Annotated in this window: 26 protein-coding genes; 17 read left to right on the forward strand and 9 right to left on the reverse strand. The window is 40.8% G+C overall.

Translation table 11 applies throughout. From position 1 onward, the window contains the following. Positions 1 to 111 precede the first annotated feature (111 nt). The 6 genes from K3T81_RS02655 to K3T81_RS02680 all read left to right on the forward strand — a co-directional run bounded on the left by K3T81_RS02655 (position 112) and on the right by K3T81_RS02680 (position 3985). Positions 112 to 1497 (forward strand): sulfatase family protein, encoded by a 1386-nt coding sequence (locus K3T81_RS02655; RefSeq protein WP_238018067.1) that lies wholly within the window; start codon positions 112 to 114, stop codon positions 1495 to 1497. Positions 1498 to 1514: 17 nt separating this feature from the next. Next, the gene (locus tag K3T81_RS02660) at positions 1515 to 2477 is read left to right on the forward strand and encodes a formylglycine-generating enzyme family protein (RefSeq protein ID WP_238018069.1); all 963 of its coding nucleotides are present in this window, start codon (positions 1515 to 1517) and stop codon (positions 2475 to 2477) included. A 233-nt stretch (positions 2478 to 2710) separates the two neighbouring features. Next, entirely contained in the window at positions 2711 to 3127 is a 417-nt protein-coding gene (locus tag K3T81_RS02665; protein ID WP_238018070.1) for a hypothetical protein, read from the forward strand. A 94-nt stretch (positions 3128 to 3221) separates the two neighbouring features. Continuing rightward, positions 3222 to 3446: a DUF1659 domain-containing protein gene (locus tag K3T81_RS02670; protein ID WP_238018071.1), complete on the forward strand. Its 225-nt coding sequence runs from the start codon at positions 3222 to 3224 to the stop codon at positions 3444 to 3446. A 34-nt stretch (positions 3447 to 3480) separates the two neighbouring features. After that, the gene (locus K3T81_RS02675) at positions 3481 to 3699 is read left to right on the forward strand and encodes a DUF2922 domain-containing protein (RefSeq protein ID WP_106897939.1); all 219 of its coding nucleotides are present in this window, start codon (positions 3481 to 3483) and stop codon (positions 3697 to 3699) included. Between the two features lie 148 nt (positions 3700 to 3847). After that, complete coding sequence (locus K3T81_RS02680) at positions 3848 to 3985, forward strand: YvrJ family protein (RefSeq protein WP_082667630.1); 138 nt, start codon at positions 3848 to 3850, stop codon at positions 3983 to 3985. A gap of 359 nt (positions 3986 to 4344) precedes the next feature. Here K3T81_RS02680 and K3T81_RS02685 read toward each other — a convergent pair whose 3' ends face one another. Further along, a complete protein-coding gene (locus tag K3T81_RS02685) occupies positions 4345 to 5361 on the reverse strand; it encodes a nuclease-related domain-containing protein (RefSeq protein ID WP_238018072.1) in 1017 nt (338 codons plus the stop codon). 455 nt (positions 5362 to 5816) lie between these two features. On the opposite strand from K3T81_RS02685, the gene K3T81_RS02690 reads away from it, so the two are divergent. Genes K3T81_RS02690 through K3T81_RS02720 form a run of 7 tightly spaced genes read left to right on the forward strand, consistent with a single transcriptional unit; the run spans position 5817 to position 12339 of the window. Beyond that, complete coding sequence (locus K3T81_RS02690) at positions 5817 to 7871, forward strand: BglG family transcription antiterminator (RefSeq protein ID WP_161463909.1); 2055 nt, start codon at positions 5817 to 5819, stop codon at positions 7869 to 7871. Between the two features lie 23 nt (positions 7872 to 7894). Further along, positions 7895 to 8377 (forward strand): PTS sugar transporter subunit IIA, encoded by a 483-nt coding sequence (locus K3T81_RS02695; protein ID WP_238018073.1) that lies wholly within the window; start codon positions 7895 to 7897, stop codon positions 8375 to 8377. 1 nt (position 8378) lies between these two features. Next, complete coding sequence (locus K3T81_RS02700) at positions 8379 to 8666, forward strand: PTS sugar transporter subunit IIB (RefSeq protein WP_036576183.1); 288 nt, start codon at positions 8379 to 8381, stop codon at positions 8664 to 8666. A gap of 60 nt (positions 8667 to 8726) precedes the next feature. Continuing rightward, positions 8727 to 9986: a galactitol-specific PTS transporter subunit IIC gene (locus K3T81_RS02705; protein WP_238018074.1), complete on the forward strand. Its 1260-nt coding sequence runs from the start codon at positions 8727 to 8729 to the stop codon at positions 9984 to 9986. A gap of 37 nt (positions 9987 to 10023) precedes the next feature. Continuing rightward, complete coding sequence (locus K3T81_RS02710; RefSeq protein WP_238018075.1) at positions 10024 to 11055, forward strand: zinc-binding dehydrogenase; 1032 nt, start codon at positions 10024 to 10026, stop codon at positions 11053 to 11055. A gap of 60 nt (positions 11056 to 11115) precedes the next feature. After that, a complete protein-coding gene (locus tag K3T81_RS02715) occupies positions 11116 to 11262 on the forward strand; it encodes a hypothetical protein (RefSeq protein ID WP_193751955.1) in 147 nt (48 codons plus the stop codon). A 24-nt stretch (positions 11263 to 11286) separates the two neighbouring features. Further along, entirely contained in the window at positions 11287 to 12339 is a 1053-nt protein-coding gene (locus tag K3T81_RS02720; RefSeq protein WP_238018076.1) for a galactitol-1-phosphate 5-dehydrogenase, read from the forward strand. Between the two features lie 73 nt (positions 12340 to 12412). Here K3T81_RS02720 and K3T81_RS02725 read toward each other — a convergent pair whose 3' ends face one another. After that, entirely contained in the window at positions 12413 to 12643 is a 231-nt protein-coding gene (locus K3T81_RS02725; protein WP_238018077.1) for a hypothetical protein, read from the reverse strand. 153 nt (positions 12644 to 12796) lie between these two features. Between K3T81_RS02725 and K3T81_RS02730 the strand changes: the two genes are divergently transcribed. From K3T81_RS02730 to K3T81_RS02745, 4 genes are all read left to right on the forward strand, one after another. Further along, complete coding sequence (locus tag K3T81_RS02730) at positions 12797 to 14239, forward strand: PTS mannitol transporter subunit IIBC (protein ID WP_238018079.1); 1443 nt, start codon at positions 12797 to 12799, stop codon at positions 14237 to 14239. Positions 14240 to 14440: 201 nt separating this feature from the next. Then, positions 14441 to 16561: a BglG family transcription antiterminator gene (locus tag K3T81_RS02735; protein ID WP_238018081.1), complete on the forward strand. Its 2121-nt coding sequence runs from the start codon at positions 14441 to 14443 to the stop codon at positions 16559 to 16561. Positions 16562 to 16576: 15 nt separating this feature from the next. Continuing rightward, entirely contained in the window at positions 16577 to 17014 is a 438-nt protein-coding gene (locus tag K3T81_RS02740) for a PTS mannitol transporter subunit IIA (protein WP_238018083.1), read from the forward strand. Continuing rightward, on the forward strand, positions 17015 to 18175 hold the full coding sequence (locus tag K3T81_RS02745) for a mannitol-1-phosphate 5-dehydrogenase (protein ID WP_238018085.1): 1161 nt from the start codon (positions 17015 to 17017) through the stop codon (positions 18173 to 18175). 199 nt (positions 18176 to 18374) lie between these two features. Here the strand turns inward: K3T81_RS02745 and K3T81_RS02750 are convergent, their stop codons facing one another. The 7 genes from K3T81_RS02750 to K3T81_RS02775 all read right to left on the reverse strand — a co-directional run bounded on the left by K3T81_RS02750 (position 18375) and on the right by K3T81_RS02775 (position 24330). Then, complete coding sequence (locus K3T81_RS02750) at positions 18375 to 18638, reverse strand: hypothetical protein (RefSeq protein WP_238018087.1); 264 nt, start codon at positions 18636 to 18638, stop codon at positions 18375 to 18377. Positions 18639 to 18668: 30 nt separating this feature from the next. Next, positions 18669 to 18791: a hypothetical protein gene (locus K3T81_RS19460; protein ID WP_275949813.1), complete on the reverse strand. Its 123-nt coding sequence runs from the start codon at positions 18789 to 18791 to the stop codon at positions 18669 to 18671. Positions 18792 to 18834: 43 nt separating this feature from the next. Next, positions 18835 to 19830 carry a LacI family DNA-binding transcriptional regulator gene (locus tag K3T81_RS02755; RefSeq protein ID WP_106897926.1) on the reverse strand — a complete coding sequence of 332 codons (996 nt, stop codon included), beginning with the start codon at positions 19828 to 19830 and terminating at the stop codon, positions 18835 to 18837. Between the two features lie 68 nt (positions 19831 to 19898). After that, the gene (locus tag K3T81_RS02760) at positions 19899 to 20672 is read right to left on the reverse strand and encodes an alpha/beta hydrolase (protein WP_106897925.1); all 774 of its coding nucleotides are present in this window, start codon (positions 20670 to 20672) and stop codon (positions 19899 to 19901) included. Positions 20673 to 20800: 128 nt separating this feature from the next. Next, on the reverse strand, positions 20801 to 21622 hold the full coding sequence (locus K3T81_RS02765) for a carbohydrate ABC transporter permease (protein WP_106897924.1): 822 nt from the start codon (positions 21620 to 21622) through the stop codon (positions 20801 to 20803). 13 nt (positions 21623 to 21635) lie between these two features. Beyond that, the gene (locus K3T81_RS02770; RefSeq protein ID WP_106897923.1) at positions 21636 to 22520 is read right to left on the reverse strand and encodes a carbohydrate ABC transporter permease; all 885 of its coding nucleotides are present in this window, start codon (positions 22518 to 22520) and stop codon (positions 21636 to 21638) included. A 571-nt stretch (positions 22521 to 23091) separates the two neighbouring features. Beyond that, the gene (locus K3T81_RS02775; RefSeq protein ID WP_238018089.1) at positions 23092 to 24330 is read right to left on the reverse strand and encodes a sugar ABC transporter substrate-binding protein; all 1239 of its coding nucleotides are present in this window, start codon (positions 24328 to 24330) and stop codon (positions 23092 to 23094) included. Positions 24331 to 24549 lie beyond the last annotated feature (219 nt).

Raw genomic sequence — 24549 nt, forward strand, 5'->3', positions numbered from 1 at the left:
CAGGTTTTTTCTATTAATTACTTAAAGAGAGTATGAAACTGTGCTAACATATTAAGGGAAGCGTATTGTTTTATTTTAATATGTAATCGTTTACAAAAAAGGAGGATATACATGCCACAACAACCGAATATTTTATTCATTATGAGTGATGACCATGCGGCACAAGCAATTAGTGCGTACAACAAGACTATAGTTGAGACGCCAAACATTGATCGTATCGCGAGTGAGGGCAAGCGTTTTGACAATGTGTATTGTACCAATTCACTATGTGCGCCAAGCAGGGCAACAATTTTGACAGGCAATTATAGCCATGAAAATGGGGTGCGCGGATTGTCAGAGCCGTTTGATGGAAGACAGCAGACGTTTCCGAAGCTCCTACAGGAAAACGGATATGAAACAGCCATTATTGGCAAATGGCACTTAGGGCAAGGCGGGTATAGTGATCCAACGGGGTTTGATTACTGGAATGTGTTTCCGGATCAGGGAGACTACTACGACCCTGTTATGAACGAAATGGGGGAAGATAAAAAGAGAGAGGGATATGCCACAGATATTGTGACCGATCTCTCATTAGAATGGCTAAGTAAACAAAAAAATGAAAAGCCTTTCATGATGATGGTGCATCATAAAGCGCCACATCGACCTTGGAATCCACCTGAGAAATATAAAGACTTATTTGCCGATAGGGAGTTTCCAGTACCAGAGACGTATCATGATGATTATGCTAACCGAGCAAATGCAGCAAAAATTGCGGACATGCGCATTGAAGACTTGAATGAAGAGGATGTAAAAGGAAAACCACCGGAGGGGCTCACTCCTGCAGAGGTAAAGGATTGGAAATACCAGCGCTATATTAAAGATTATTTACGCTGTGTCGTATCGATCGATGATAATGTTGGCCGTCTGCTCGACTATCTTGATGAAGAAGGCCTTTCAGAAAACACGATTGTGGTGTACACCTCTGATCAAGGATTCTTTTTGGGAGAGCATGGGTGGTATGATAAACGGTTTATGTTTGAGGAATCTTTGCAAATGCCGTTTGTAATGCGCTATCCGCAAGAGATTAAGCCAGGTAAGGTATCGACGGACATGATTATTAACAACGACTTTGCGCCAACCTTTTTGGACTACTGTGGGGTGGAGGCAAAAGAGAAGATGCAGGGGGAAAGTTTCCGAGCAATTGCCAAAGGTGAAAAACCAGAAGACTGGCGCGATGCAGTGTATTACCGTTACTGGGAACATTTAACGATTCATAATGTAACCGCCCATTATGGGGTACGAACAGATCGGTACAAGCTTATCTATTATTATGGTGATCCACTTGATGTCATTGGAGCAGTTCCAAAACCAATGGAGCCGGAATGGGAGCTGTTTGATCTTGAGAAAGATCCGCTTGAATTAAAAAATGAGTATGATAATTCGGCATACGCGGAGACGGTAATCGAATTGAAGGACAAGCTTAAGAGATTAAGAGAACAATATAATGAAACGGTCTAGTAGGATAGGTGAAATAAATGAAGAATACAGAAGTTCGCGGATGCTGTGCAGCATCTAGAGGGGAAAGTATAAAAAAGTCGGATCCTGTCCTTACGCCTTTCAGGACAACAGGCAGTACTGTTCCCCAGGAGGACATGATCCTCATTAAGGGCGGTAAGTTTTTGATGGGAACACAGGAAAAGGCAGGGTTTCCAGAGGATGGGGAGGGGCCAATTCGTAATATCAAGGTGAATTCTTTTTATATCGATCCCCAAACGGTAACGAACGCATCGTTTGCTAGATTTGTAGAAGAAACGGGTTATCGAACAGAGGCGGAGCAATATGGGTGGTCATTCGTTTTTTATAAACTGGTTAGTGAGACCACGGCAGAAAAAGTGAAACAAAAAGTTGCGCAGACACCGTGGTGGCTTGTTGTAGAAGGAGCAACATGGAATCAACCAGAGGGGCCGGGATCGGGAATAGCCGATCGTATGGACCATCCTGTCATCCATGTCTCCTGGAACGACGCCATGGCATACTGTGAGTGGGCTGGGAAAAGACTTCCTACAGAAGCGGAGTGGGAGTACGCCGCCAGAGGTGGTCTCGTGCAGAAAACATACCCATGGGGAGACGAGCTTACTCCAGAAGGAAAGCATCAATGTAATATCTGGCAAGGAGATTTTCCTAAAGAAAATACAGAAGAAGATGGGTATGTAGGAACAGCCCCGGCAGCCTCTTTTCCACCAAATGGCCATGGATTATACAACATGGCAGGGAATGTATGGGAATGGTGTTCCGATTGGTTTGCGACTAATATCCATAAGCGTGGTGGAAAGGATAATCCATCAGGCGCAGGTACGGGGACTAACAAAGTCATGCGCGGCGGCTCTTATCTATGTCATGAGAGCTATTGCAATCGCTACCGGGTTGCCGCCAGAACTGCGAATAGCCCTGATAGCTCGACAGGGAATATTGGTTTTCGTTGTGTAATGGATGTATAAGATAATGCAGATTATCCCTATGAGTCAAGCATAATAAACAAAGAGCCAAGAGATCCTTGGCTCTTGCCTATATATGAAGCATATGATTCTATATACCTACAATTTTCTACCCCATATTGCAGAATATGAGGGAAAATTCAGTAATATATGCTCTTATCAAACAAAGATACCTCCCTTATAATGAGGGGAATAGAACCAATCACAATAGAAACTTAGTTTGATGGGGTGTAAACATGAGTTCTCTTTTAGTAATTAATAGACAAATCTCCGCGATAGAGGAAACACTTTATCGTCTAGAATTGCAATTAAAAGCAAAGCGAAATGATATAGAATACTTAGCTTTAGGCCTCACTCATTTATATGATTATATGGAAGAATATACCCAAAATAAATCCTATCAATCCACTTCAAAACAACAAAGTTCCATATGTAAGGAAAAGCAGGCAGAGATCTTTAAATTCCTTCAATTGGAGGAACTTCCCGCCACCCATTCTCCTATTTATAATGACAAATTAGTAAAAACCATCCGTGAGTTAAAAGAAAGAATCCGTGAAGAGAAGCAAAATCTTGTCAGATTAAAAAAGCACATCGTTACACATGAAAATGAGTTACATTATCTGAAATTCGAACGAAAAAGGAAATTATCCTAGACCAAAACACCTTCTATTATGGAGGTGTTTTTTATTGTTTGTACCCCATTTTCGCCTTTACCTTCGATTATAGAGGTGAAGGGAGGTGACAAACATGGCAGTAGCAGAATTAATGAATTCCTCATTACGACTTGTTTTTGAAGATGGTATTGACGAAGATTCAGGCAATCCATCATTCAAGACAAAAAGCTTTACCAATGTGAAAGGATCAACCACCGCTGATCAACTGTATGCCATTGCGACAGCAGTAGCAGCTTTACAGGAGCTCCCACTTTACAACATTGAACGAAATGACAGCTCCGATATTATCGAGGAGTAATGGTAGCAGACATTAATAGAAAGGAGGGGAAGGAATGAAAAAGCTAGAGCTTAAATTCACTAACTTTGATGGAAAGACAGTCACGTACTCACTGGATCAACCTGTTGAACCAGTTGACACAGAAGCTGTCAATGCGGCAATGGATGAGATCATCGCCCAAAATGCATTCACATCTAGTGGTGGCGACATCGTTGCTAAGAAAAGCGCCCGCGTAGTCGATCGATCAGTAGAAGAAATCGATCTTGGACTATAACATTGGATTGGGAGCAGACCAGTGGCCATGCCTCTGGTCTGCTCTTTTAAAATTAGCGGAGTGAGCGTGACGCTCTCTATCTGCTTGGTTGCCAGGTTGGAGGATGGAATTAGAGAGTGAGCGTATACAAGAGATTGGAGGTATTCGAATGGAAACATGGATTCCCTTGCTGACAGATGTCGGTTTTCCCATTGCCGTCACCTTTTATTTGTTGCATCGCATTGAAGGAAAACTAAACCTGCTCATCGAATCAATTCATGGATTACCAGGAAAACTGAGAGATTGAATGAAGCCGGGACTTCTTTTGGGGAGTTCCGGTTTTTTTGTTGGGTGTGTTGGTTGGGCCATACGGGTGTTCCAATCGATGACAAAAGAGGTCCAATCAACGTGTAATGTGCGCCAATCGATTATATGAGAGGTTCAATCAATCACACGAGCGCTTCAATCGATGCCAAGAGAGGTTCAATCAACAAGTAATGTATGCCAATCAATCATACGAGAGGACCAATCAATGACACGAGCGCCTCAATAGATCACAAGGATCTTCCAATCAACGAGTAATGGACGCTAATAAATCATAAGAGAGATCCAATCAATCACATAAGTTCTACAATCAAAGGAATTAGCTCGTATAAATGGGGGTGATTATTCGAATATATTGTTGCTAGGAAAAGGAATGCCTTTATCTTGAGGGTAGGTTTGAATAGGAGGGGAGTGGTATAATCTGTATCTGTTTTTGCCAGATTGTTGTAATTTCATGCCTTTTAAAAGGAGATATGCTGTACTTGGCGAAGGTATATTTAATAATTTTCGACACTCCATATTAGTAATAGTTGGCCTAAATAATAAGAAGTGATCCAAAATTACTTGCTTGTGCGCAATCATGGAAGTATTTTTACACTCGTAACAGATCCAAGTCTTGTTTTTCTTCTTCATTAGAGAGTTAACACATTTTGGGCATGGCACACCTTGTATTAAAAATTCAGGAGATATTTTATAATACTCAAGAAGGTCTGGGACATAATCTACGTGATGTGAAAGCAGCAGTTTATATAACTTGTTTTGGGCAGAATGGTTCAATCTTTGTTCTGAATATCCTTTAAAAATTCTTTCAAGATGAAAGTGAATGCTTTCTGAGTGAATTAATTGATTGTATATTTGGGGATCTTCTTGAATGTTTTGGATTGAAGTGGCGGGATTACTCGATATAACTAGTGTATCTATTGGTAAATTCATAGAGTAGTTTTGCATCCAGTATGCAAGGTTTCTTTTTTGTGTGTTTGCCTGTTGAATTGGATCTTTATAAACCGTCTTTTTACCATCTGCATGTTGAATAAATTGCTTTTGAAGGGAGTCATAACTTAATTCACCCTTAAAATTTTTAATTTCTAAAATGATTAAGTTATATGGGGTGATGAGGAGTGTGTCAATTTGAAAGTAGTGATTATAGTTGTTTAATCGAAGATCTTTAATTATAAATATATTTTCCTCGCGAAAGTTTGATAGTGTATAGTCAACTCTTTTCTCTCCTAAATATCCAGCGTAGTACCTCCCGTAATCTTGAAGGAAAACCTCGTTATCTTTGTATTCTTTTTTTAATCTGCGGTGTAAAGCCTCATAAGCCAAGAGTCGGTAAGACTTCAAGCGCGGTTTACTAATCAAATTTATCCCACCTTTCTATATTACTAATAAATTCTCTATTAAATGCTAAATTCCTTTATTTTATCTCAATCGGAAATGCGCCGTGAGCTTCAAGTCGATTGCATAGTGCCTCTCCAATCAACAAGACAGGATTCCAATCAATCAGACAGAGCTCCCCAATCAACAAGACAGGATTGCCAATCGATCAGACAGAGCTCCCAATCAATTACACACGCCTTCCAATTAACCCCGTCCACCACATCAATAGCCCACCCCCCACCCCAACCGAATTCACTCGATCTGACTCATTCCGACGAAATTCGACAATCCCCCCAAACCAACGCTACTATGTATCCTTGCGGTATTTTTCTTTTTAAATCACAATAATGTACAAATGTGTTCCACTTATTTGCGATGAAAGCGCGTTCACTAGTTAAAATACGGTGCTACAATTAATTTTGAAAGAGGGGTTAATCATGAAACTTGATAACCGCAGCAACAAACTTCTTGAGGAACTGATAAGTAATCCAAGTGTTACAAGTAAGGATATTGAACAAAAGTATGGCCTGACAAGAAGGCAGTTGGGATACAGTATCACGAAAATTAATGAGTGGCTTACGGATGAAAAGCTCCCGGAAATTCAGAGAACGAGAAAAGGTTTTTTCATTATTGATCAATCTGTTTTTACGACGTTTTCTAAGGGAGAAACATCAAAACAAGAAGATACCAGCATTCTATCGGAAGAGCAACGAATGCATATGATCCTCATGATGTTGCTTAGTAAGGAAGATCTTTCTCTTGTTCACTTCACTAGCGAGCTAAAGGTGAGCAAAAATACAATCTTGAGTGATTTGAAGCAAGCGCAGCAATTTATATCAAACTACGGATTAACAGTCCGTTATACCAGAAGAGATGGCTATGTTTTGGATGGCGAGGAATTCCAGATCCGTAAATTGCTTCTACATGTTTTGGAAAAAATCCTCCGACTGAAAAACGGAGCAGAACTTCTTTCCCGTCTTGTAGATATTAAGGCAGCGGAAGTAAAGGAAATTACCCAGCGAATAGAGTCTGTTGAAAAGAAACTGAATTTGAAGTTTACGGATGATCGTATGGCAACCATGCCGTATAGTCTGATTCTCGTAACGCGTCGGATTAAAAAAGGGAATTTGATTCGAGCCTTCTATATCAAATATGAAGAGTTATCGGATACCAAGCAATACCATGCAACAGAAGAAATCCTTTATGACGTTGCAGACATTCCGATGGAAGAACGACTATTTATAACGCTTTATCTACTTACAACAAATGTGTATTGGTCTGAATTTCTAACAGAGGAAGCAATTCCTAATTTAATGGAAGCGCTAGATGATATGCTTCGCCTGTTTGAGAGAAGGGCCGTTATCTCTATTCGGGATCGTGAGCAATTACTGAACAAATTGTTATTACATGTGAAGCCAGCATATTACCGGATTAAATACCAGCTTTCAGAGCTTAGTGATATGCAGCATACAGTTAGCCAGGAATTTATGGAACTACATCATCTTGTAAAAAAATCAACGGAACCACTCGCTGAGCTAATTGGAATGCCTATCCCGGAAAGTGAGACGACGTATCTTACCATGTTAATTGGTGGATGGCTGTCAAAGCAGGGGGACAGCATTCAGGAGAAAACGAAAGCGATTGTTGTCTGTCCAAAAGGGATCTCTGTTTCCAGACTGATGTATAGTCAGCTGAAGGAGTTGTTTCCAGAGTTCATTTTCCTGGATACCTTGTCTGTACGGGAGTTTCAACAATATCCATTTGCTTATGATTTAGTGTTCTCTCCCATTGCACTCGAGACTGATAAGAAATTATTTATTACAAGTTCTTTTATGGAAACAGAAGAAAAAGCCCGCTTACGCAAACAGGTGATGCTAGAGGTACATGGCTATATCGCATCAGACCTTGATGTCGAGGAGATTCTAGCAATTGTCCAAAATCACGCTGAGATCTCCAATGAAGTGCAGCTCTCTAAAGACCTTTACCGCTACTTGCATCGTGATGAAGCGGATGCAATAAGGAAACAAAGGGACAAAGAGCCCGCCATGACACTAGCTGATTTTATAACACCAGAAACCATTACACTGCGTGATTCTGCATCATCCTGGGAGGCAGCATTAAAAGTTGGGTCCGCTCCACTGATTCGAAAAGGGGCAATTGATTCCGCATATGTAGAAGCAATGGTGGGAGAAGAAGAAAAAGACCCATATATCGTCATTGGGCCAAACCTTGCGATTCCACACGCAACACCAGAAGACGGGGTAAATGATGTTTCTATGAGCCTGCTTCGATTAAAAAAAGGGGTAGCTTTTACAGAAGATTATTCGATTCAATTGATTTTCATCATTGCAGCGGTGGATAAGAAAAAACATTTGAAAGCGCTAATGCAATTGATGAGACTGGCTGGAAACGAAGCAGATCAAAAAGCGCTGATAGAAGCAGCGGATAAAGAAACGGTTGTCAAGATAATACAAAAATACGCAACCAACTAACGAGAGAAACAGGGGGGCACAACATGAGTGAGATGTACTTTGATGATTCTATTATTCTCCTAAACTTGGAGGCAGATAATAAAGAAGAGGTGCTGACCAAGATGGGGCAGAACCTTCAGACACTGGGGTTAGTAAAGGATAGTTTTACAGACGCAATTATTGCTAGAGAAGCAGAATTTGCTACAGGACTTCCTACAAAAGGGGCCTCTGTTGCCATTCCGCATACAGACGTAGAGCATGTAAATCGCAAAACGATAAGTGTTGCGGTATTAAAAGACCCAGTAGATTTTTGCGTAATGGGTGACGATGAGGAGACCACGCCTGTAAAAATCGTTTTTATGCTGGCGATGGATAAGCCGCATGATCAATTGTCACTTTTACAAAAACTGATGCAAATCTTTCAGGATGAGGCTACATTGGCTTCCATCGTTGAAGCAACGAGTGAAGCTGCTGTCATGAAAGTACTGGCAGACAAATTAGAATTTGACTTTAAAGGAGGTGAGTAAGATGGAGAAAAAGAAACAGGTTTTAGTAGCTTGTGGAGCTGGAATCGCGACATCTACTGTAGTGAATGGTGCGATTGAAGAGATGGCAAAAGAAAACAATCTGAAAGTAAATTTGGTGCAAATCAAAATTTCAGAAGTAGGTGGCTATGTTGATACAGCTGATTTGCTTGTTACAACTGCAATGACAAAAACAGAGTATCCGTTTCCAGTAATAAATGCACGCGCTTTCCTAACTGGAATTGGTGTAGAAGATACAAAGAAACAAATTTTAGAGGAACTAAAAAAATAATGCATAGTTGGTCCCGGTTCTTCCGGGATCAAACAATATTTGTTTGAGGGGGATGGAACCATGCAAGGTTTTGTTGATGTTATACAGAGCTTTCTTGACTTAGGAGCTACGGTTATTTTACCAGTTGCAATTTTTCTATTAGGGTTATTTTTTGGGCAGAAACCAGGTAAAGCTTTTCGTTCCGGTTTAACGATTGGAGTAGCATTTGTCGGGATTTTCCTTGTTATTGACTTACTAGTTCTAAATTTAGGTCCTGCAGCACAGGGAATGGTAGATCGACTTGGTGTTGAGCTAAATGTCATCGACGTTGGCTGGCCAGCAACGTCCTCGATTGCCTGGGCATCTGTGGTAGCAGCATTTATTATTCCATTAGGTCTTGTTGTAAACGTTGTCATGTTATTGACGAAAACAACAAAAACAATGAACGTAGACATTTGGAATTTCTGGCACTATACCTTTATGGCAGCAATGGTATATGCGATTTCTGACAGTATTGTTCAAGGATTGATCGCTGCTGTTCTATTCCAAATTGTTTGTCTGAAGGTTGCGGATTGGACTGCGCCAATGATGAGCGAATTTTATGAACTACCAGGCGTATCGATCGCTACCGGAAGTACGATCTCTTACGCACCAGGAATCTTCTTAGTTAAAGGGTTGCAAAAAGTACCTGGAATCAAAAACTGGAATTCAGATCCTGAAACAATTCAAAAACGCTTTGGTATCTTTGGCGAATCCATTTTCATTGGACTATTCCTAGGGGCAGCAATTGGTGCGCTTGCTGGATATAGTGTTGGCGATGTGATTGAAATTGGAATGGCGATGGCAGCCGTTATGGTATTAATGCCACGTATGGTTAAGATTTTGATGGAAGGGCTAATGCCTGTATCCGAATCAGCACGAGAATGGTTAAATAAACGTTTTGGTGATAGAGAAATTTTAATCGGACTTGATGCAGCTGTTGCACTTGGGCATCCTGCAGTTATCTCTACTGCTCTTATTCTAGTTCCAATCACAGTTGTTTTAGCTGTTATTCTACCAGGAAACGCAGTACTTCCATTTGGTGACTTGGCAACCATTCCATTTATTGTGGCATTCATTGTAGGAGCTGCAAGAGGTAATATCGTGCATTCTGTCATTGTAGGAACGGTGATGATTGCAATTTCGCTTTACATTGCAACAGATGTCGCACCAATGTTTACACAAATGGCGGAGAATGCAGATTTCAATATGCCAGAAGGATCTGCACAAATTTCAAGTATTGACCAAGGTGGAAACATTGTAAACTATGTCATTTATAAACTTTTCTCCTTATTTAATTAAGGGTTAACCGTACAATTCAAGCATGGGAGGAATTAGCATGAAGGCACTAGTGAAAACAGCACAAGGCTTCGGCAATCTGGAAGTTCAAGATAAGCACGTGCCGGAGCCTGGTCGAGATCAAGTGAAAATTGAAGTGAAGTATGCAGGGATATGCGGATCAGATATACACACGTATGAAGGACATTACAAAGTGGGTGTTCCTGTTACGTTAGGACATGAATTTTCCGGTGAAGTTGTATCGGTTGGCGAAGGTGTAACAGAATTCCAAGTGGGAGATCGGGTTACATCAGAGACAACGTTCTATATATGTGGAGAGTGTGCTTACTGTAAATCAGGTGACTACAATCTCTGCAATCATCGAAAAGGCTTGGGTACACAGCAGGATGGTGGCTTTACAAAATTCCTTGTTGCAAGAAAAGAGAGCGTTCATAAGTTACCGGAAAACGTTGATTTTCAATCAGCAGCGATGACGGAGCCATTGGCTTGTACCTACCATGCTGTTGCAAAAACAGAAATTAACCAAGGGGATGTAGTGGTTGTAATCGGGCCGGGTCCAATCGGATTGCTTACCGCACAGGTTGTTAAAAGTAAGGGAGCAACCGTGATTATCACTGGACTAACAAATGATAAAGTTCGTCTCGATAAAGCGAAAGAATTGGGCATTGACTATACCGTTAACACGCAGGAGCAGGATATTAAAGAACTAGTAAATAGCTTAACAGACGGCTATGGCGCCGATGTTGTTTTCGAATGTTCAGGGGCAGTTCCTGCAGCGAAGCAGGCACTTGATCTATTGCGCAAAAAAGGGCAATACGGGCAAGTTGGTTTGTTCGCTAAACCAGAGATTTCCTTTGACTTAGAGAAAATTATTCAAAAAGAAATCCGTGTTGTCGGTAGCAGAAGTCAAAAATCAGCAGACTGGGAGCCATCTCTTGAACTGATGAATAATGGAAGTGTAAACGCGAAGTCACTCGTAACACATGAATATACCATTCAAGATTGGGATGCGGCTTATCAGGCTATTAAAAGCGGCGAAGCAATTAAGGTATTATTGACCCCGGTTGAATAGATCGGACCCCACGTGTCAGTGGGGTATGACTAATTAATGGAAATGAAGGTGATTTATATGATGGATACATTTTTGGATTTTATGATTGGTCCATTTCGGTCCGTTTCCAGTTTTTATTTTGAATATCAGGTAATTTTTAACACGATTTTAATAGGTGCTGTGCTTCTTAAGCTTACAACAAAGAAGAAGGATAAAGCAGCAAGTTAAAGTAATGGAGAAAGGGTGAGAGAATTGCGATCCCTTAAACTTTACGGGAAGCAAGATATTCGCTTCGAGGAAGCAGAAAAAGCCGTTATAACAGATACAGATGATGTAATTATAAAAGTAAAAGCAGTAGGGATTTGTGGCTCTGACATATCTAGATACAACAAGCTAGGACCATATGTCGAAGGGATGATTTTCGGGCATGAGTTTTCTGGCGAGGTAGTCGAAGTTGGAGATAACGTCACCACAGTAAAACCAGGAGACCGTGTTGCGGCTTGTCCAACTTTTTATTGCGGGGAATGTGAAAGCTGTAAAAAGGGAGAGCTTGCTAGATGTGAAAAGCTTACGGTAATTGGCGCAAGACACCCTGGTGCCTATGCGGAATTTGTTAAATTACCAGAAGAGAATGTTTTACCACTTCCAGATGAAGTTGATTTTGATAGTGCAGCACTAGTAGAACCTTCCGCTGTTGTTGTACATGGTTTTTACCGTACAACAATTAGACCAGGGGCTGAAGTTGCGGTAATGGGCTGTGGGAATATTGGGTTGTTGGCTGTACAATGGGCAAAAATCTTTGGAGCGAAAAAGGTCTACGCCATTGATATCGATCCTGCCAAATTAAGTGTGGCGCAAGAATTGGGGGCAGATGTGCTAATTAATCCGCTGGATAAACCAGCACATGAACAAATTCTTGAGCATACAAATGGCACTGGAGTAGATCTGGCGGTGGAGTCAGCGGGATCACCGATAACGTCAGCGCAAATCTTTTCTTTACCTAAAAAGGGTGGCGAGGTTGTATTTATGGGCATCCCGTATGCGGATATTAACATTGAGCGCTTCTTTTTTGAAAAAATCGTCCGCAATGAATTAAACGTATATGGCTCCTGGAATGCCATTTCTTCTCCATTTCCGGGCAGGGAGTGGAGTACAACAATTCATTATATGGCAACAGGCCAACTTAAAATTAAACCAATCATTAGTCACCGCCTGCCTTTATCAGCAGGACCGGAAACATTCGACCGCATCATTAATCGAAAAGAATCATATGGAAAAGTGCTCTTCTATCCAGAGCAAGGTTAAAACAATAGGGGATATATATAAGAAACGTCCGAGAAGGGCGTTTTTTTGTATTTAATAAAAGGTTGGTGAAAGATTAAAGTAATGTTGGGGTGTTCGTATAATCGATTGGCATGTCTATGTTGTTGATTGGGACTCGCGTGTGATCGATTGGAGCGTATATGTGATTGATTGAACCTCTCATATGATCGATTGGCTTGCCTACGTAATTGATTGGAACTCTCGTGAAGTCGATTAGGGTGTCTATGTTGTTGATTGGAACTCGCGCATAATCGATTGGCATAGCAAACATGCTCGGTAGAACCATTCTTCTGAGCCTTCTCATCAAATTTTGTCAACAAGTGTTTTGCCAAAGTTGTATTTAGATTACGTTGTACTACTCGAATTTGGGGAATAGAATTAGGATAGTAAAATGTTTTCATTTATATATTCATTATAATTTGAGAGAGGGGTAACGAAAATGGCAGAAAAGAAAGGTTTTCGTGCCAAGGTTCAACGCTTTGGCAGTTACTTAAGTGGCATGATCATGCCAAATATCGGCGCATTTATTGCGTGGGGGATTATTACAGCACTCTTTATTCCAGATGGCTATTTCCCAAATGAAAGTCTTGGGGCAATGGTTGACCCAATGATTAAATACTTACTACCACTATTGATCGGTTTTACTGGTGGACGAATGGTTTATGACCTGCGTGGTGGGGTTGTCGGGGCAACTGCAACAATGGGGGTTATTGTTGGTGCAGGTATTCCAATGTTCCTCGGCGCAATGGTAATGGGACCACTTGCTGGTTACATTATGAAGAAGTTTGATGATATGTTTAAAGATAAAGTGAAATCCGGATTTGAAATGCTTTATAATAACTTCTCTTCTGGTATTATCGGAGCAATTCTTGCAATACTCGCTGCATTAGCAATTGGTCCTGTTGTAGAAGGTCTGAACAATGGGTTAGCTGCTGGTGTTGAAGCCATTATTGGTGCAGGATTACTACCACTAGCAAGTATTATTATTGAACCAGCAAAAATTCTATTCTTAAACAATGCGATTAACCATGGTATCTTAAGCCCAATTGGTGTCGAACAAGCAGCAAATGCTGGCAAATCGATCCTATTCCTATTGGAAGCAAACCCAGGACCAGGTCTTGGAATATTGCTTGCCTTCAGTATTTTTGGTAAAGGTGCATCAAAGGCCTCGGCTCCTGGTGCAGCACTAATCCAATTTGTTGGTGGTATTCATGAAATTTACTTCCCATACATCCTAATGAAGCCAATGTTGCTTCTTGCAGTAATCGGTGGGGGTATGAGTGGTGTGTTCACACTATCTTTATTTGATGCAGGACTTAGAGCTGCAGCTTCACCAGGAAGTATTTTTGCAGTCTATGCGATGGCAACACCAGATAGCTATCTTGGTGTAACACTTGGTGTACTTGTAGCCGCTGTTGTTTCCTTCTTAATTGCTTCCGTAATCTTGAAAACAAGCAAATCAGAAGCAGACTTAGCAGAAGCTACTGGCCAAATGGAAGCGATGAAAGGCAAGAAAAGTTCTGTAGCTGGTACATTAAATGCCGGTGAAACTGCTGAAGCAGATGCATTGAACCAAACGCCAGTCGATACAGAAAAAGACGCAGCAGAGGTTGATAAGGTTATCTTTGCCTGTGATGCGGGTATGGGTTCAAGTGCAATGGGTGCTTCTTTATTGAAAAACAAATTTAAAAAAGCTGACATTGATATTTATGTTAATAACCATGCAATTAACGAGATTCCTGATGATGCAGATATCGTTATTACGCATAGAGATCTTACGGATCGTGCAAAAGAAAAGATCCCAACAGCTGAGCATATTTCTGTTGAGAACTTCTTAAACAGTCCAAAATATGATCAATTGGTAGAGAGACTTAAAAAGTAGTAAGATAAAAAGTAGGGCAGGGGGTAACTCCTTGCCCTCTTATGTTTTTTAAAAGTTGAAAAGGAATGTGCGCTGGCCGATGGTGTAGATCTCATGGGCGAAGATGAGACTCGCACGGCCGATATCCCGCAGACTTGGTAGATACACCGGCCAACTTACTCGATAAACACAACTTAAATTTAATACGACACGATAAGGGAGGTGAATGGCTTGTATATCACAGCGCGGGTACGGAGGATGCTTCAGGTTTTACTTCAGGCATATGAAGGGATAACAGTGAAGGAAATTGCAACGACACTCGATGTTAGTGAGCGGACCATTCACCGAGACCTTAAAGAACTAGAGGATTTGGCAAAAGAATTTCAGCTAAATTTAGTAAAGCGTGCAGGTGTAGGCCTTTCGCTTGAAGGGAAAAAGGAAGATAAAGACAGATTAAACAAAGAGCTGATGCAAACAGCGGAGCTTGATCTTTCTTCAGAAGAAAGGCAGGCAGTCATTCTTTCCATTTTGTTTGAGGCGCAAGAGCCAATAAAATTGTATGCATTAAGCAGCGAATTACGCGTAACAACTGCTACCGTAAGAAATGACCTTGATCAGCTTGAAACAGAATTGGAGAGGTACAATCTGCAGCTTATCCGAAAAAGAGGCTCAGGTGTTCAAATCATAGGGAAAGAAGCAAGTAAACGGGCTGCGATCAGTAACCTGATTTCCCAATATGTGGAGCCTTATGATTTTATCAGCTTAATCAAGCAAAACATCCAGAAAAAATCAGGGATACAAACAGATAAAATCTCCAATCGATTACTTGGTTTAGTTGATGCTGATAAGCTGCATGTTATTGAAGAAAGAGTGGAACAGGCAAGACATGAACTGCCTAATGACTTGGCTGATAGTGCCTATGTTGGGTTGGTTGTCCACTTGGCTTTGGCGATGGAGCGTTTAAAAAGAGGAGAAAAGATCCGCTTTGATCCAACGTCTTGGAAGCAGCTACAAGGCACAAGGGAATTTGCGATAGCCAAGAAAATGCTTTTGGATTTAGAAGTATCATTGGATATGGACATCCCAGAGGATGAGATCGGTTATATCACGATGCATTTATTAGGCGCTAAGCTACGCGCGGATCAGAATTATCTCATTGAAGATACAAGTATGGATATCGCTTTTAAAGCAAAAGCTCTTATAGACCATGTTGGAAATCAATTGAATGTGGACTTAGCGGAAAATGCGGTCATGTTAAACGACCTCGTAGCACATTTAAAGCCGACCATGTATCGGTTGCAACAGGAAATGAATATAAAGAATCCACTCTTAAAAGAGATCATGAATGATTATCGCGATCTTTTTGACATCGTGCGGGCTGGTGTTTTGGAAGTTTTTCCAGGCATCTCTTTTCCAGACGATGAAATTGGCTATTTGGTACTGCATTTTGCCGCCATTCTTTTGCATGACGATAACAAAACAGACTTACACGCTCTCGTTATCTGTTCTAGCGGAATTGGGACGGCAAAAATGCTTGCCACAACTTTACAACAGCGCATACCCGAGATTAGACATGTCGATAATAAATCAATGTTTGATCTGCAGGAATTGCCGGTTGGTGGCTATGATATTATCGTGTCTACTATACCGTTGGAGGGCTTTGATGGAGAGTATATCCTAGCTTCACCAATACTGACAAAGCAAGAAGTGCACCGGATTAAAAAAGCGATCCGACAAAAAAAGCTAACCGTAACCAAGAACCCAGCTAATAGGGAAGTACATGGCATGATTTCCACAGCTACTTCTGCTGAAGAGTTTATTGGGAGGCTTCGAGGCGTCGAGGTTTATTCTCGCGTCATGTTACAGATCCTTGATCATTTTTCGATAAAGAGCCTTGCGGAAAAACGAACAACAAAAGATATGCTGCATATCGTCTGCACAGAGCTGGCACAGGAGGGAGCCCTTTCTGATCCTAATCAAGTTTTTCAAATGCTTGTAGAACGTGAAAAACTGAGTGGACTTGGGATACCAGAAACGAAGTTAGGATTGTATCACACTAGATCAAATAGGGTGAACAGGCCGAGCTTTACGGTATACCATCTTGAACATCCGGTAACCGTAAAGGGGATGGATGATCGGGACATGCAAATGCAGACTATCCTGCTCATGCTGGCACCAGAAGAGACAGAACAGGAAGCGTTGGAGATCATGAGTTTACTAAGTGGGATGATCATCCAGGGCAGGGAGCGGATTCAATTGTTTGAATCCGGGGAAGAAGCAGCGATAAAGCAGCTTTTTATAGAGGAGTTTCAAAAATTACTAAACGAAAAAAATTTATTATAAGGAGTGCATCAAGCTATGGCAAAAGAAGTATTAAGCAAAGACAATATTAAACTAAATGTATCATTAAACAGCAAGGAAGAGGCAATTCGTTACACGGGTGGCATCCTAGCAGATAATGGCTATGTAGAAGCTTCTTACATCGATAAAATGTTAGAGCGTGAAGAATTGACATCCACTTACATGGGAAATAACGTTGCTATCCCTCATGGTACAGAGGATGCAAAAGGAATGGTTACAGAAACTGGTCTTTCCGTTGTAACAGTTCCAGAAGGTATTGATTTTGGCGATGGAAATATCGTTAAAGTTCTTATTGGTATTGCTGGTAAAGGTGACGAGCATTTGGAGGTCCTATCTAAAATTGCGATTGTTCTTTCAGAAGAAGAAAACATTCAAACCATTCTTGATGCTTCTTCAGAAGAAGAGATCATCCGTATTTTCAGTGAGGTGAACTAAATGCAAGCCGTACATTTCGGAGCAGGAAACATCGGGCGTGGGTTTATTGGCTCCTTGCTTTATCAAGCAGGTTATCACACCACTTTTGTCGACGTAAATGATAAAGTGATTGAGGAATTAAACAATAAACAACAGTATAATGTTATTTTGGCTGCAGAAAACAAAGAACAATTGACTGTGAAAAATGTTTCTGGGATAAATAGTATGCAAGATCCAGATAGTGTTGTTGCTGGAATTGAAAAGGCTGATATTGTAACAACGGCTGTTGGGCCAAATATCCTGCCAATTATCGCAGAGTTAATTGCCAAAGGATTACGTGCTCGACTAGCTTCCAATCCAACGGAGCTGAATATTATTGCATGTGAAAACATGGTTGGTGGAAGTACTTTATTAAAAGAAAAAGTAATGGATCACGTACCAGCAGAAGAACAGGAAAAAATGGCTACGTTATTTGGTTTCCCTGACGCAGCAGTTGACCGCATTGTACCAAACCAGGTTAATGAGGATCTGCTTGAAGTATCTGTAGAGCCATATTACGAGTGGGTGGTAGACCGTTCTGCAATCAAAGGTGAAGTTCCAAACATTGACGGCATTACCTTTGTAGAAGATCTAACACCGTATATTGAACGTAAACTGTTTACAGTTAACACAGGTCATACTGTACCTGCATATATCGGGCATTACATGGGCTACAAAACCATTAATGAAGCAATGCATGATGAAAAAGTTCTAGAAATCCTAAGCGGTACATTAAATGAATCAGGTGAAGCATTGATTCAAACGTACGGGTTTGATAGAGATGAACACCAGACGTATATTAAGAAAATTATCGGCCGTTTCCAAAACCCGTATATTTCCGATGAAGTAACACGTGTAGGACGTGGCCCAATTCGTAAGCTCGGCGCAAAAGATCGCCTTATTCGCCCTGCTAGCGTGTACTTAGAAACAACAGGCAAAGAACCCGTATTTCTAGCAAAAACAATTGCTGCAGCCCTTTCCTATCAATTTGATGAGGATGCGGAAGCAGTAGAATTGCAAGAAAAAGTAGCACAGCAAGGATACGAACAAGCACTACAAACTGTAGCTGGCTTAGAAGCAGGAAGTCCTTTGGTCGAAAGTGTTATGAAGCAATTAGAAGAAATAAAACAATTAAAATCGTAAATTTAGATGAAGGCGAAAGCTCCTCCTTGGTGAGGAGCTTTTTGTTTTGCAGATTTATTAACTTTCAGTTGCTAAAATCGATCACAAGATGCTCCCAATCAAAGAGAAGAGCAGTCTGATCGCTCACATGGAGCTCCCAATCAAAGAGAAGAGCAGTCCAATCAATCACATGGAGCTCCCAATCAACGAGAAAAGCAGTCTAATCGCTCACAAGATGCTCCCAATCAACGAGAAGAGCAGTCCAATCGCTCACAAGATGCTCCCAATCAACGAGAAGAGCAGTCCAATCGATCACAAGATGCTCCCAATCAACGAGAAGAGCAGTCCAATCAATCACATGGAGCTCCCAATCAACGAGAAGAGCAGTCTGATCGATCACAAGATGCTCCCAATCAACCAGAAGAGCAGTCCAATCAATCACAAGATGCTTCCAATCAACGAGAAGAGCAGTCTGATCGATCACAAGATGCTCCCAATCAACGAGAAGAGCAGTCTAATCGATCACAAGATGCTCCCAATCAACGAGAAGAGCAGTCCAATCAATCACAAGATGCTCCCAATCAACCAGAAGAGCAGTCCAATCAATCACAAGATGCTTCCAATCAACCACCCCCACAAAAAAAGCTCCAACCACATGGTTAGAGCTTCCCTAATCTAATCTATTCTGACACATGCCTCACAGATTCGCGCTCTACAAGTTCTGTTGAAAGCTTGTAATGGTTATCTGTTTTTTCGCCGCCTAACAGTTGAAAGATAAGGTGGGCAGCAAGGGCGCCGACCTCGTATTTTGGCTGTTTAATAGTTGTTAGTGGCGGGGATACATATTCGGATAATTGGATATCATCATAGCCAATGATGGAAATATCATCCGGGATGCTGATATTGTTTTCTTTAAAAGCTTGAAGTCCGCCGACTGCCATCTCATCATTTGCGTAAAAAATGGCTTGAGGAAGGTTCCGCTGGGCGATAAGCAATTTTGTCGCCCGGTAGCCGCCCTCTCTTGTGAAATCACTGGCAATATCCCATTTTGATTGATACGTAATATTATAGTTTTCTAATGCCTTTCGATATCCTTTATACCGTTGCACGTTATCGTGAGAGGCTGCTGGTCCACTAATAAACGCAATTTGCTTATGGCCATGGTTGATTAAATACTCTGTAGCATGATAGCCTCCATGTATATTATCCACTTCCACATGGTAGATAGACTCATCTTCCAGATAACGATCAAGCACAACGAGTGGGGACCCGTGCTGTGCTGCGTCAAGTGTAATGGCGTCGCTAATATTATGGGCAAGAATAATCGCTCCATCTACACGCTTTTCCGTGAGGAATTTTACTGCAGTCGATTGTGCGCCGCCAATCGAACTACAAGCAATTAGATCATACCCATTAGCCGATGTGACATCCTGCACCCCTTGAATAAGCTCTGAATAGAAGGGTCCAGAGAGATCGCTCAAAAGCAGTGCGATGGTGTTTGTCTTTGTCCTTTTTAAATCAGAAGCAAAGCCGTTTTTCTTATAGTTTAATGCTTTCGCCGCTTCTTCAACCCTTTTCTTTGTTGCCATACTTATTCTTGGACTGTTGTTTAAGGCGTAGGAAACAGTGGATATTGCGACCCCAGCACGTTTTGCTACATCTTTTATAGTTGCCATGTCATTTTCCTCCAACGATTCATTACTAACATCGTATCATACATTATATGCTAGGAATTACCTGAATTTTACCGAATAGGGAGCCATTTCAATATGTCCTGGATCTTATCATCCCAATACTCCCAAGTATGGTCTCCAGGTCCGAAATCATACGTATAGTCAAGGTCCGTTTCTTTGCATATACGATGAAAACGTAAATTATGTTCATATAAGAAATCTTCAGTACCACAAGATTGATAAAGCATTGGTTTTTCATTGGATGATTCATTTAATCGTTCCAGCTTATAGATTAAATCATTCTCTGTTTTGCTGACATCCGCTTCACCAAAAACGAGCTCCAATGATCTCTTTTTGTCACCAGGCTCTTTTCTAACATTTGCTAAATGGTATACCATATCGGTAACACCAGACATGCTAGCTACTGCTGCAAAGCGATTAGGGAAATTCAATGCCCATTTCAATGCACCAAAGCCACCCATCGAATGACCTGCTACAAAGTTGTCCTCCCGTTTTTCAGAAAGGGGGAAGAAAGATCTGGCAGCTGCGGGGAGCTCTTCCGTTAAAAATGTCCAGTACTTACCACCATGAGCCATATTTGTATAATAGCTGTTATCAAGGCCTGGCATAACGATAGCAAGCCCTTTGTCAGCGGCATACCGCTCAATAGATGTAGTTCTAAGATAGGCGGTGTGATTGTCACTGAAGCCATGTAGAAGAAATAGGGTTGGATATTTCTTGTTTCCTGTAGCGCCATCCTTAAAGGATGGCTGTGGTAAAATGACGTTCATAGAAACAGATCTTGATAAAACCTCTGACGAAAATTCACATTGAAATAGCGCCATGTCATTTTTCCTTTCTAATACGATTAGGAAAGGAGAAGGCTCGCCAGTAAGCGAGTCTCCAACTGTCCATCGTTTAGTTATTTTATCCCGCCTAAACGGGGGGGGGAAGACCTCTGCCGGGTTAAGTTTTATTTTATACCAGATACGTTGAACCCTTCTACGATATGTTTCTGGAAGATGATAAAGATAATGAGTACAGGTACAACCATAAAGGTGGAGCCTGCCATCTGCAAGCCGTAGTTTGACACGTTTTGGTCTTGTAGTAGTGCAAGGCCTACCGATAACGTGTACAATTTTTCATCGTTGGCAATAATCAATGGCCATAGGAAGCTATTCCATGAACCGATGAATGTAAGGATAACCTGTACGGCGAGAATTGGTTTTGCCAACGGAATAATCAACTTAAGGAAAATATACATTTCGCCAGCACCATCAAGGCGGGCTGCTTCGATCAGGTCATCTGGAATGGTTACCATAAACTGACGAATTAAGAAAATATTAAATGCAGCAATTAACCCAGGGAGAATAATCCCTGCCATGCTATTCGTTAAGCCAGCTTCATTTAGGATCAAGTAAGTAGGAATCATGGTAACCTGACCAGGTATCATCATGGTAAGAAGCACAACAGCGAACCAAATTTCTTTTCCTTTAAACTGAAACTTACCAAAGCCATAGCCGGCCATAGTGTTTAACAGTAAACCGATCATGGAGAAAAAGACGATGACCAATGTATTTACTAAGTAAACGTCAAAGTTCAAATTTGTAAATAGATTTATATAATGCTCAAATGTTGGAGCATTTGGGAACAAGGTTGGCGGAATACTTAATACTTCTCTTTCATTCTTAAATGAGCTAAGTATCATCCAAACAAATGGCAGTGATACAAGCAGACCGCCAATGAAAAGGACCGTGTTGATAATGGCACGTTCAAAATTATTTTTTAAATCCATGGAAGCCGCCTCCTTAATTATCTTCAGATTTTCTTAGTTTAAATTGTAATAGAGTTGCTAGAATGATAATGATGAACAGAACAAAGGATGCTGCTGCACCATAGCCAAATTCACTATATTGGAAACCTTCTTGATAGATAAATAGAGCAAGTGAATTCGTGCCATTCAGAGGTCCACCTTCTGTCATAACAAATGGTTCCTCGAAAAATTGTAGCCAGCCAATCAGTGTTGTTACCACAACAAAGAAAGTAGCAAAGCTCATAGAAGGTAGCGTGATTTTGGTAAGCTTCTGCCAGCGGTTTGCGCCATCAATGTCTGCTGCTTCATAATACATGTTAGGAATAGATTGCAGTGCTGCAAGGAAAATGAGCATGCTGACACCATTACTCTTCCAAACTGCCATTGCAATCAAGGAAAGTTTAGCAATAAATGGATCCTCTAACCATGGGATAGCGTCAAAATTTACAAGAGACAATAGATAGTTAAAAAGTCCATATTCCTGATTGTAGAGGAAACTCCACACAACAGCTATCGCTACAATGTTCGTTACAGAAGGAACATAGTAGATGACGCGGAAAGTCGTGGACATCCAGTCAGATACAAGCTTTAATAGTAGTGCGATGACAAAGGAACTGATTACAGCCAAAGGCACCCCAATAATAACGTAAATAAAAGTGTTCCCCATCGATTTAAGAAAAACATCGTCCTGGAATAACTGGACAAAGTTATCGAAGCCGATAAAACTGATTTGCGACCAGTTTGCTAACCCGCTTAAATTCATATCTGTAAAACTAATAACTAATGAAACAAGGATCGGTAGGAAAGAAAATATACCGAGTAGTATAACAGCAGGCATAATAAAGAAATATGGTGTTAAATTACTTTTAAAGCGATTCATTACGTTCACCCCTTAATTGACATGTCGAAAGGTTTAGGATTTCCTTTCACTCGTGTGTGCGCTTGTTCTACATACTGACAGGAGTTGGTTCCATATTAAGTTTAGAGAAGTTGAAACGTTTCTATTAAACCGATGCAACCGAAATATTGGAATCGTTTTCAACAAATCAATAAAAAATGTAAGGAAACTCCCGCAACTGGTATTGGTATAAGTATTATATGATGAACTCGTTTCACTTTCTTATTAAAATATAAGTTGTTGAAACGTTTCTATAAATTGATTATAGTGGGTTTTGAAATCGATTGCAAGAAAAAATTCCTCCTTTTCTATCATTTTTCGCAAACTATAGATTAGGAGATCTGCTATCGACTATTCCAGCCTGATCATGAAGAAGTAATATAGAGGGAGGAGAGGGGCTAATCAGATGGAGTGAACAAAACGCTGAGCGCATTCGAAGCTATTGGATCCGTCACATACGTTCAACAACCATTGTAAAAAAATAGAGTTTATCATGCCGTAGCATTGATAAACTCTATTTCGTATTTTATGATTCTAAGATTTTACTTATCTGCTACTCACCGAGAACGCGTGCTGCCTCAGCTTTGTAATCCTCTAATGCTTCATCAATATCCGCGCCACCACGGTTGATTTGCTCAAGCATATTCAGAATCTCTTGACCTAATCTTTCATACTCAGGAATTAATGGAAGTGGCTGTGTTGATTTCAATTGCTCACCAAACGTCGCAACCATATCGTTTTCAGTTAATGCAGGATCTTCCCAAGCGGTTAGGTTTGCAGGCAGTTCACTAAATTCCTCATACCATTTTACTTGTGTTTCCGGGTCTGCCATCCAGTTGATGAAATCTAGCGCTTGGTCTACTTTTTCTGAGTTATTAAAAACAGCCAAGTGTGCGCCACCCATCATAGAATTGTTGTTCTCTGCTTTAGGCATCACTTTAACATCCCATTGACCTTCAATCTCAGGAGCTCTTTCGGTAATTGTTTTGATATCCCAAGGGCCACTGAAGAACATTGGCTTCGAGCCATCTTCAAATGCTTGGAAGAATTCTTTTCCTTCTCCAGTTTGAGAAAGTTCTTCACTATAGAAAAGGTTGTGTAACTCAATTGCTTCTTTGAAACCAGGATCATCAAAGCTTGCGGATCCTTTATCCATATCATAATTCCAACCATGCTCCCATGCTAATAAGAACGGGAATTGAGGATCTGTTGCAGGTAAGTCAATGGCATACTGTCCATCACCACGATCAGCCAACTGGCGAGATGCATCTACCATATCATCCCATGTTTGTGGGCCTTCAGGGTATCCAACTTCTTCTAGTAAATCAGTACGATAGAATAAAGCACGTGTATCAACATACCAAGGAATTCCGATCGTAGTGTCTTCATATTTCGTTGTTTCAACAGCAGATTCATAGAAATTGTCAGCTGCTAAGTTGTCATAGTCACCAATTTTATCCGAAATATCAAGGAATGTTCCGGCTTCGGCAAATTCTGCAACCCATGTTGTACCAATCTGTAGAACATCAGGTCCATTGCCTGAAGCTACAGCAGTTAGAAGTTTGTCATGGGCGTTATCCCAAGGGATTGCCTGTACTTCAACAGTTACACCAGATTCATCTTCATACTCTGTTACAAATTCTTCTAATCCACTTGTCATTGTCCAAACGGAAATGGTATCCGAATCACTTGAGGATCCACTGCTCGATTCATCATCAGATGAACAAGCGCCTAATACAAGTACCACACTTAGCAAAATTGCTGTAAGCCATGCATATTTATTGTTTTTCATACGTACACCCCTTAAATATAGTAGTTTTAATTATAATGAAGCATTTCAGAGTCTTCCATGTTCTGGCTAGTTACACCATCACTCCTTGTTCAGAGAGTTTTATTGAAACGTTTCTCCGAAAAAGCATAAAACATTTTGAAATCGTTTTCAAGTTTAGATTAAAAAATACTCACTTTACGTGAATTTATAATCACTTCTTGTTGTTATGGCGGTTCTTAA

The sequence above is a fragment of the Oceanobacillus jordanicus genome, from assembly GCF_022095695.1.
In the GTDB taxonomy this organism is placed as follows: Bacteria; Bacillota; Bacilli; order Bacillales; family Amphibacillaceae; genus Oceanobacillus_B; species Oceanobacillus_B jordanicus.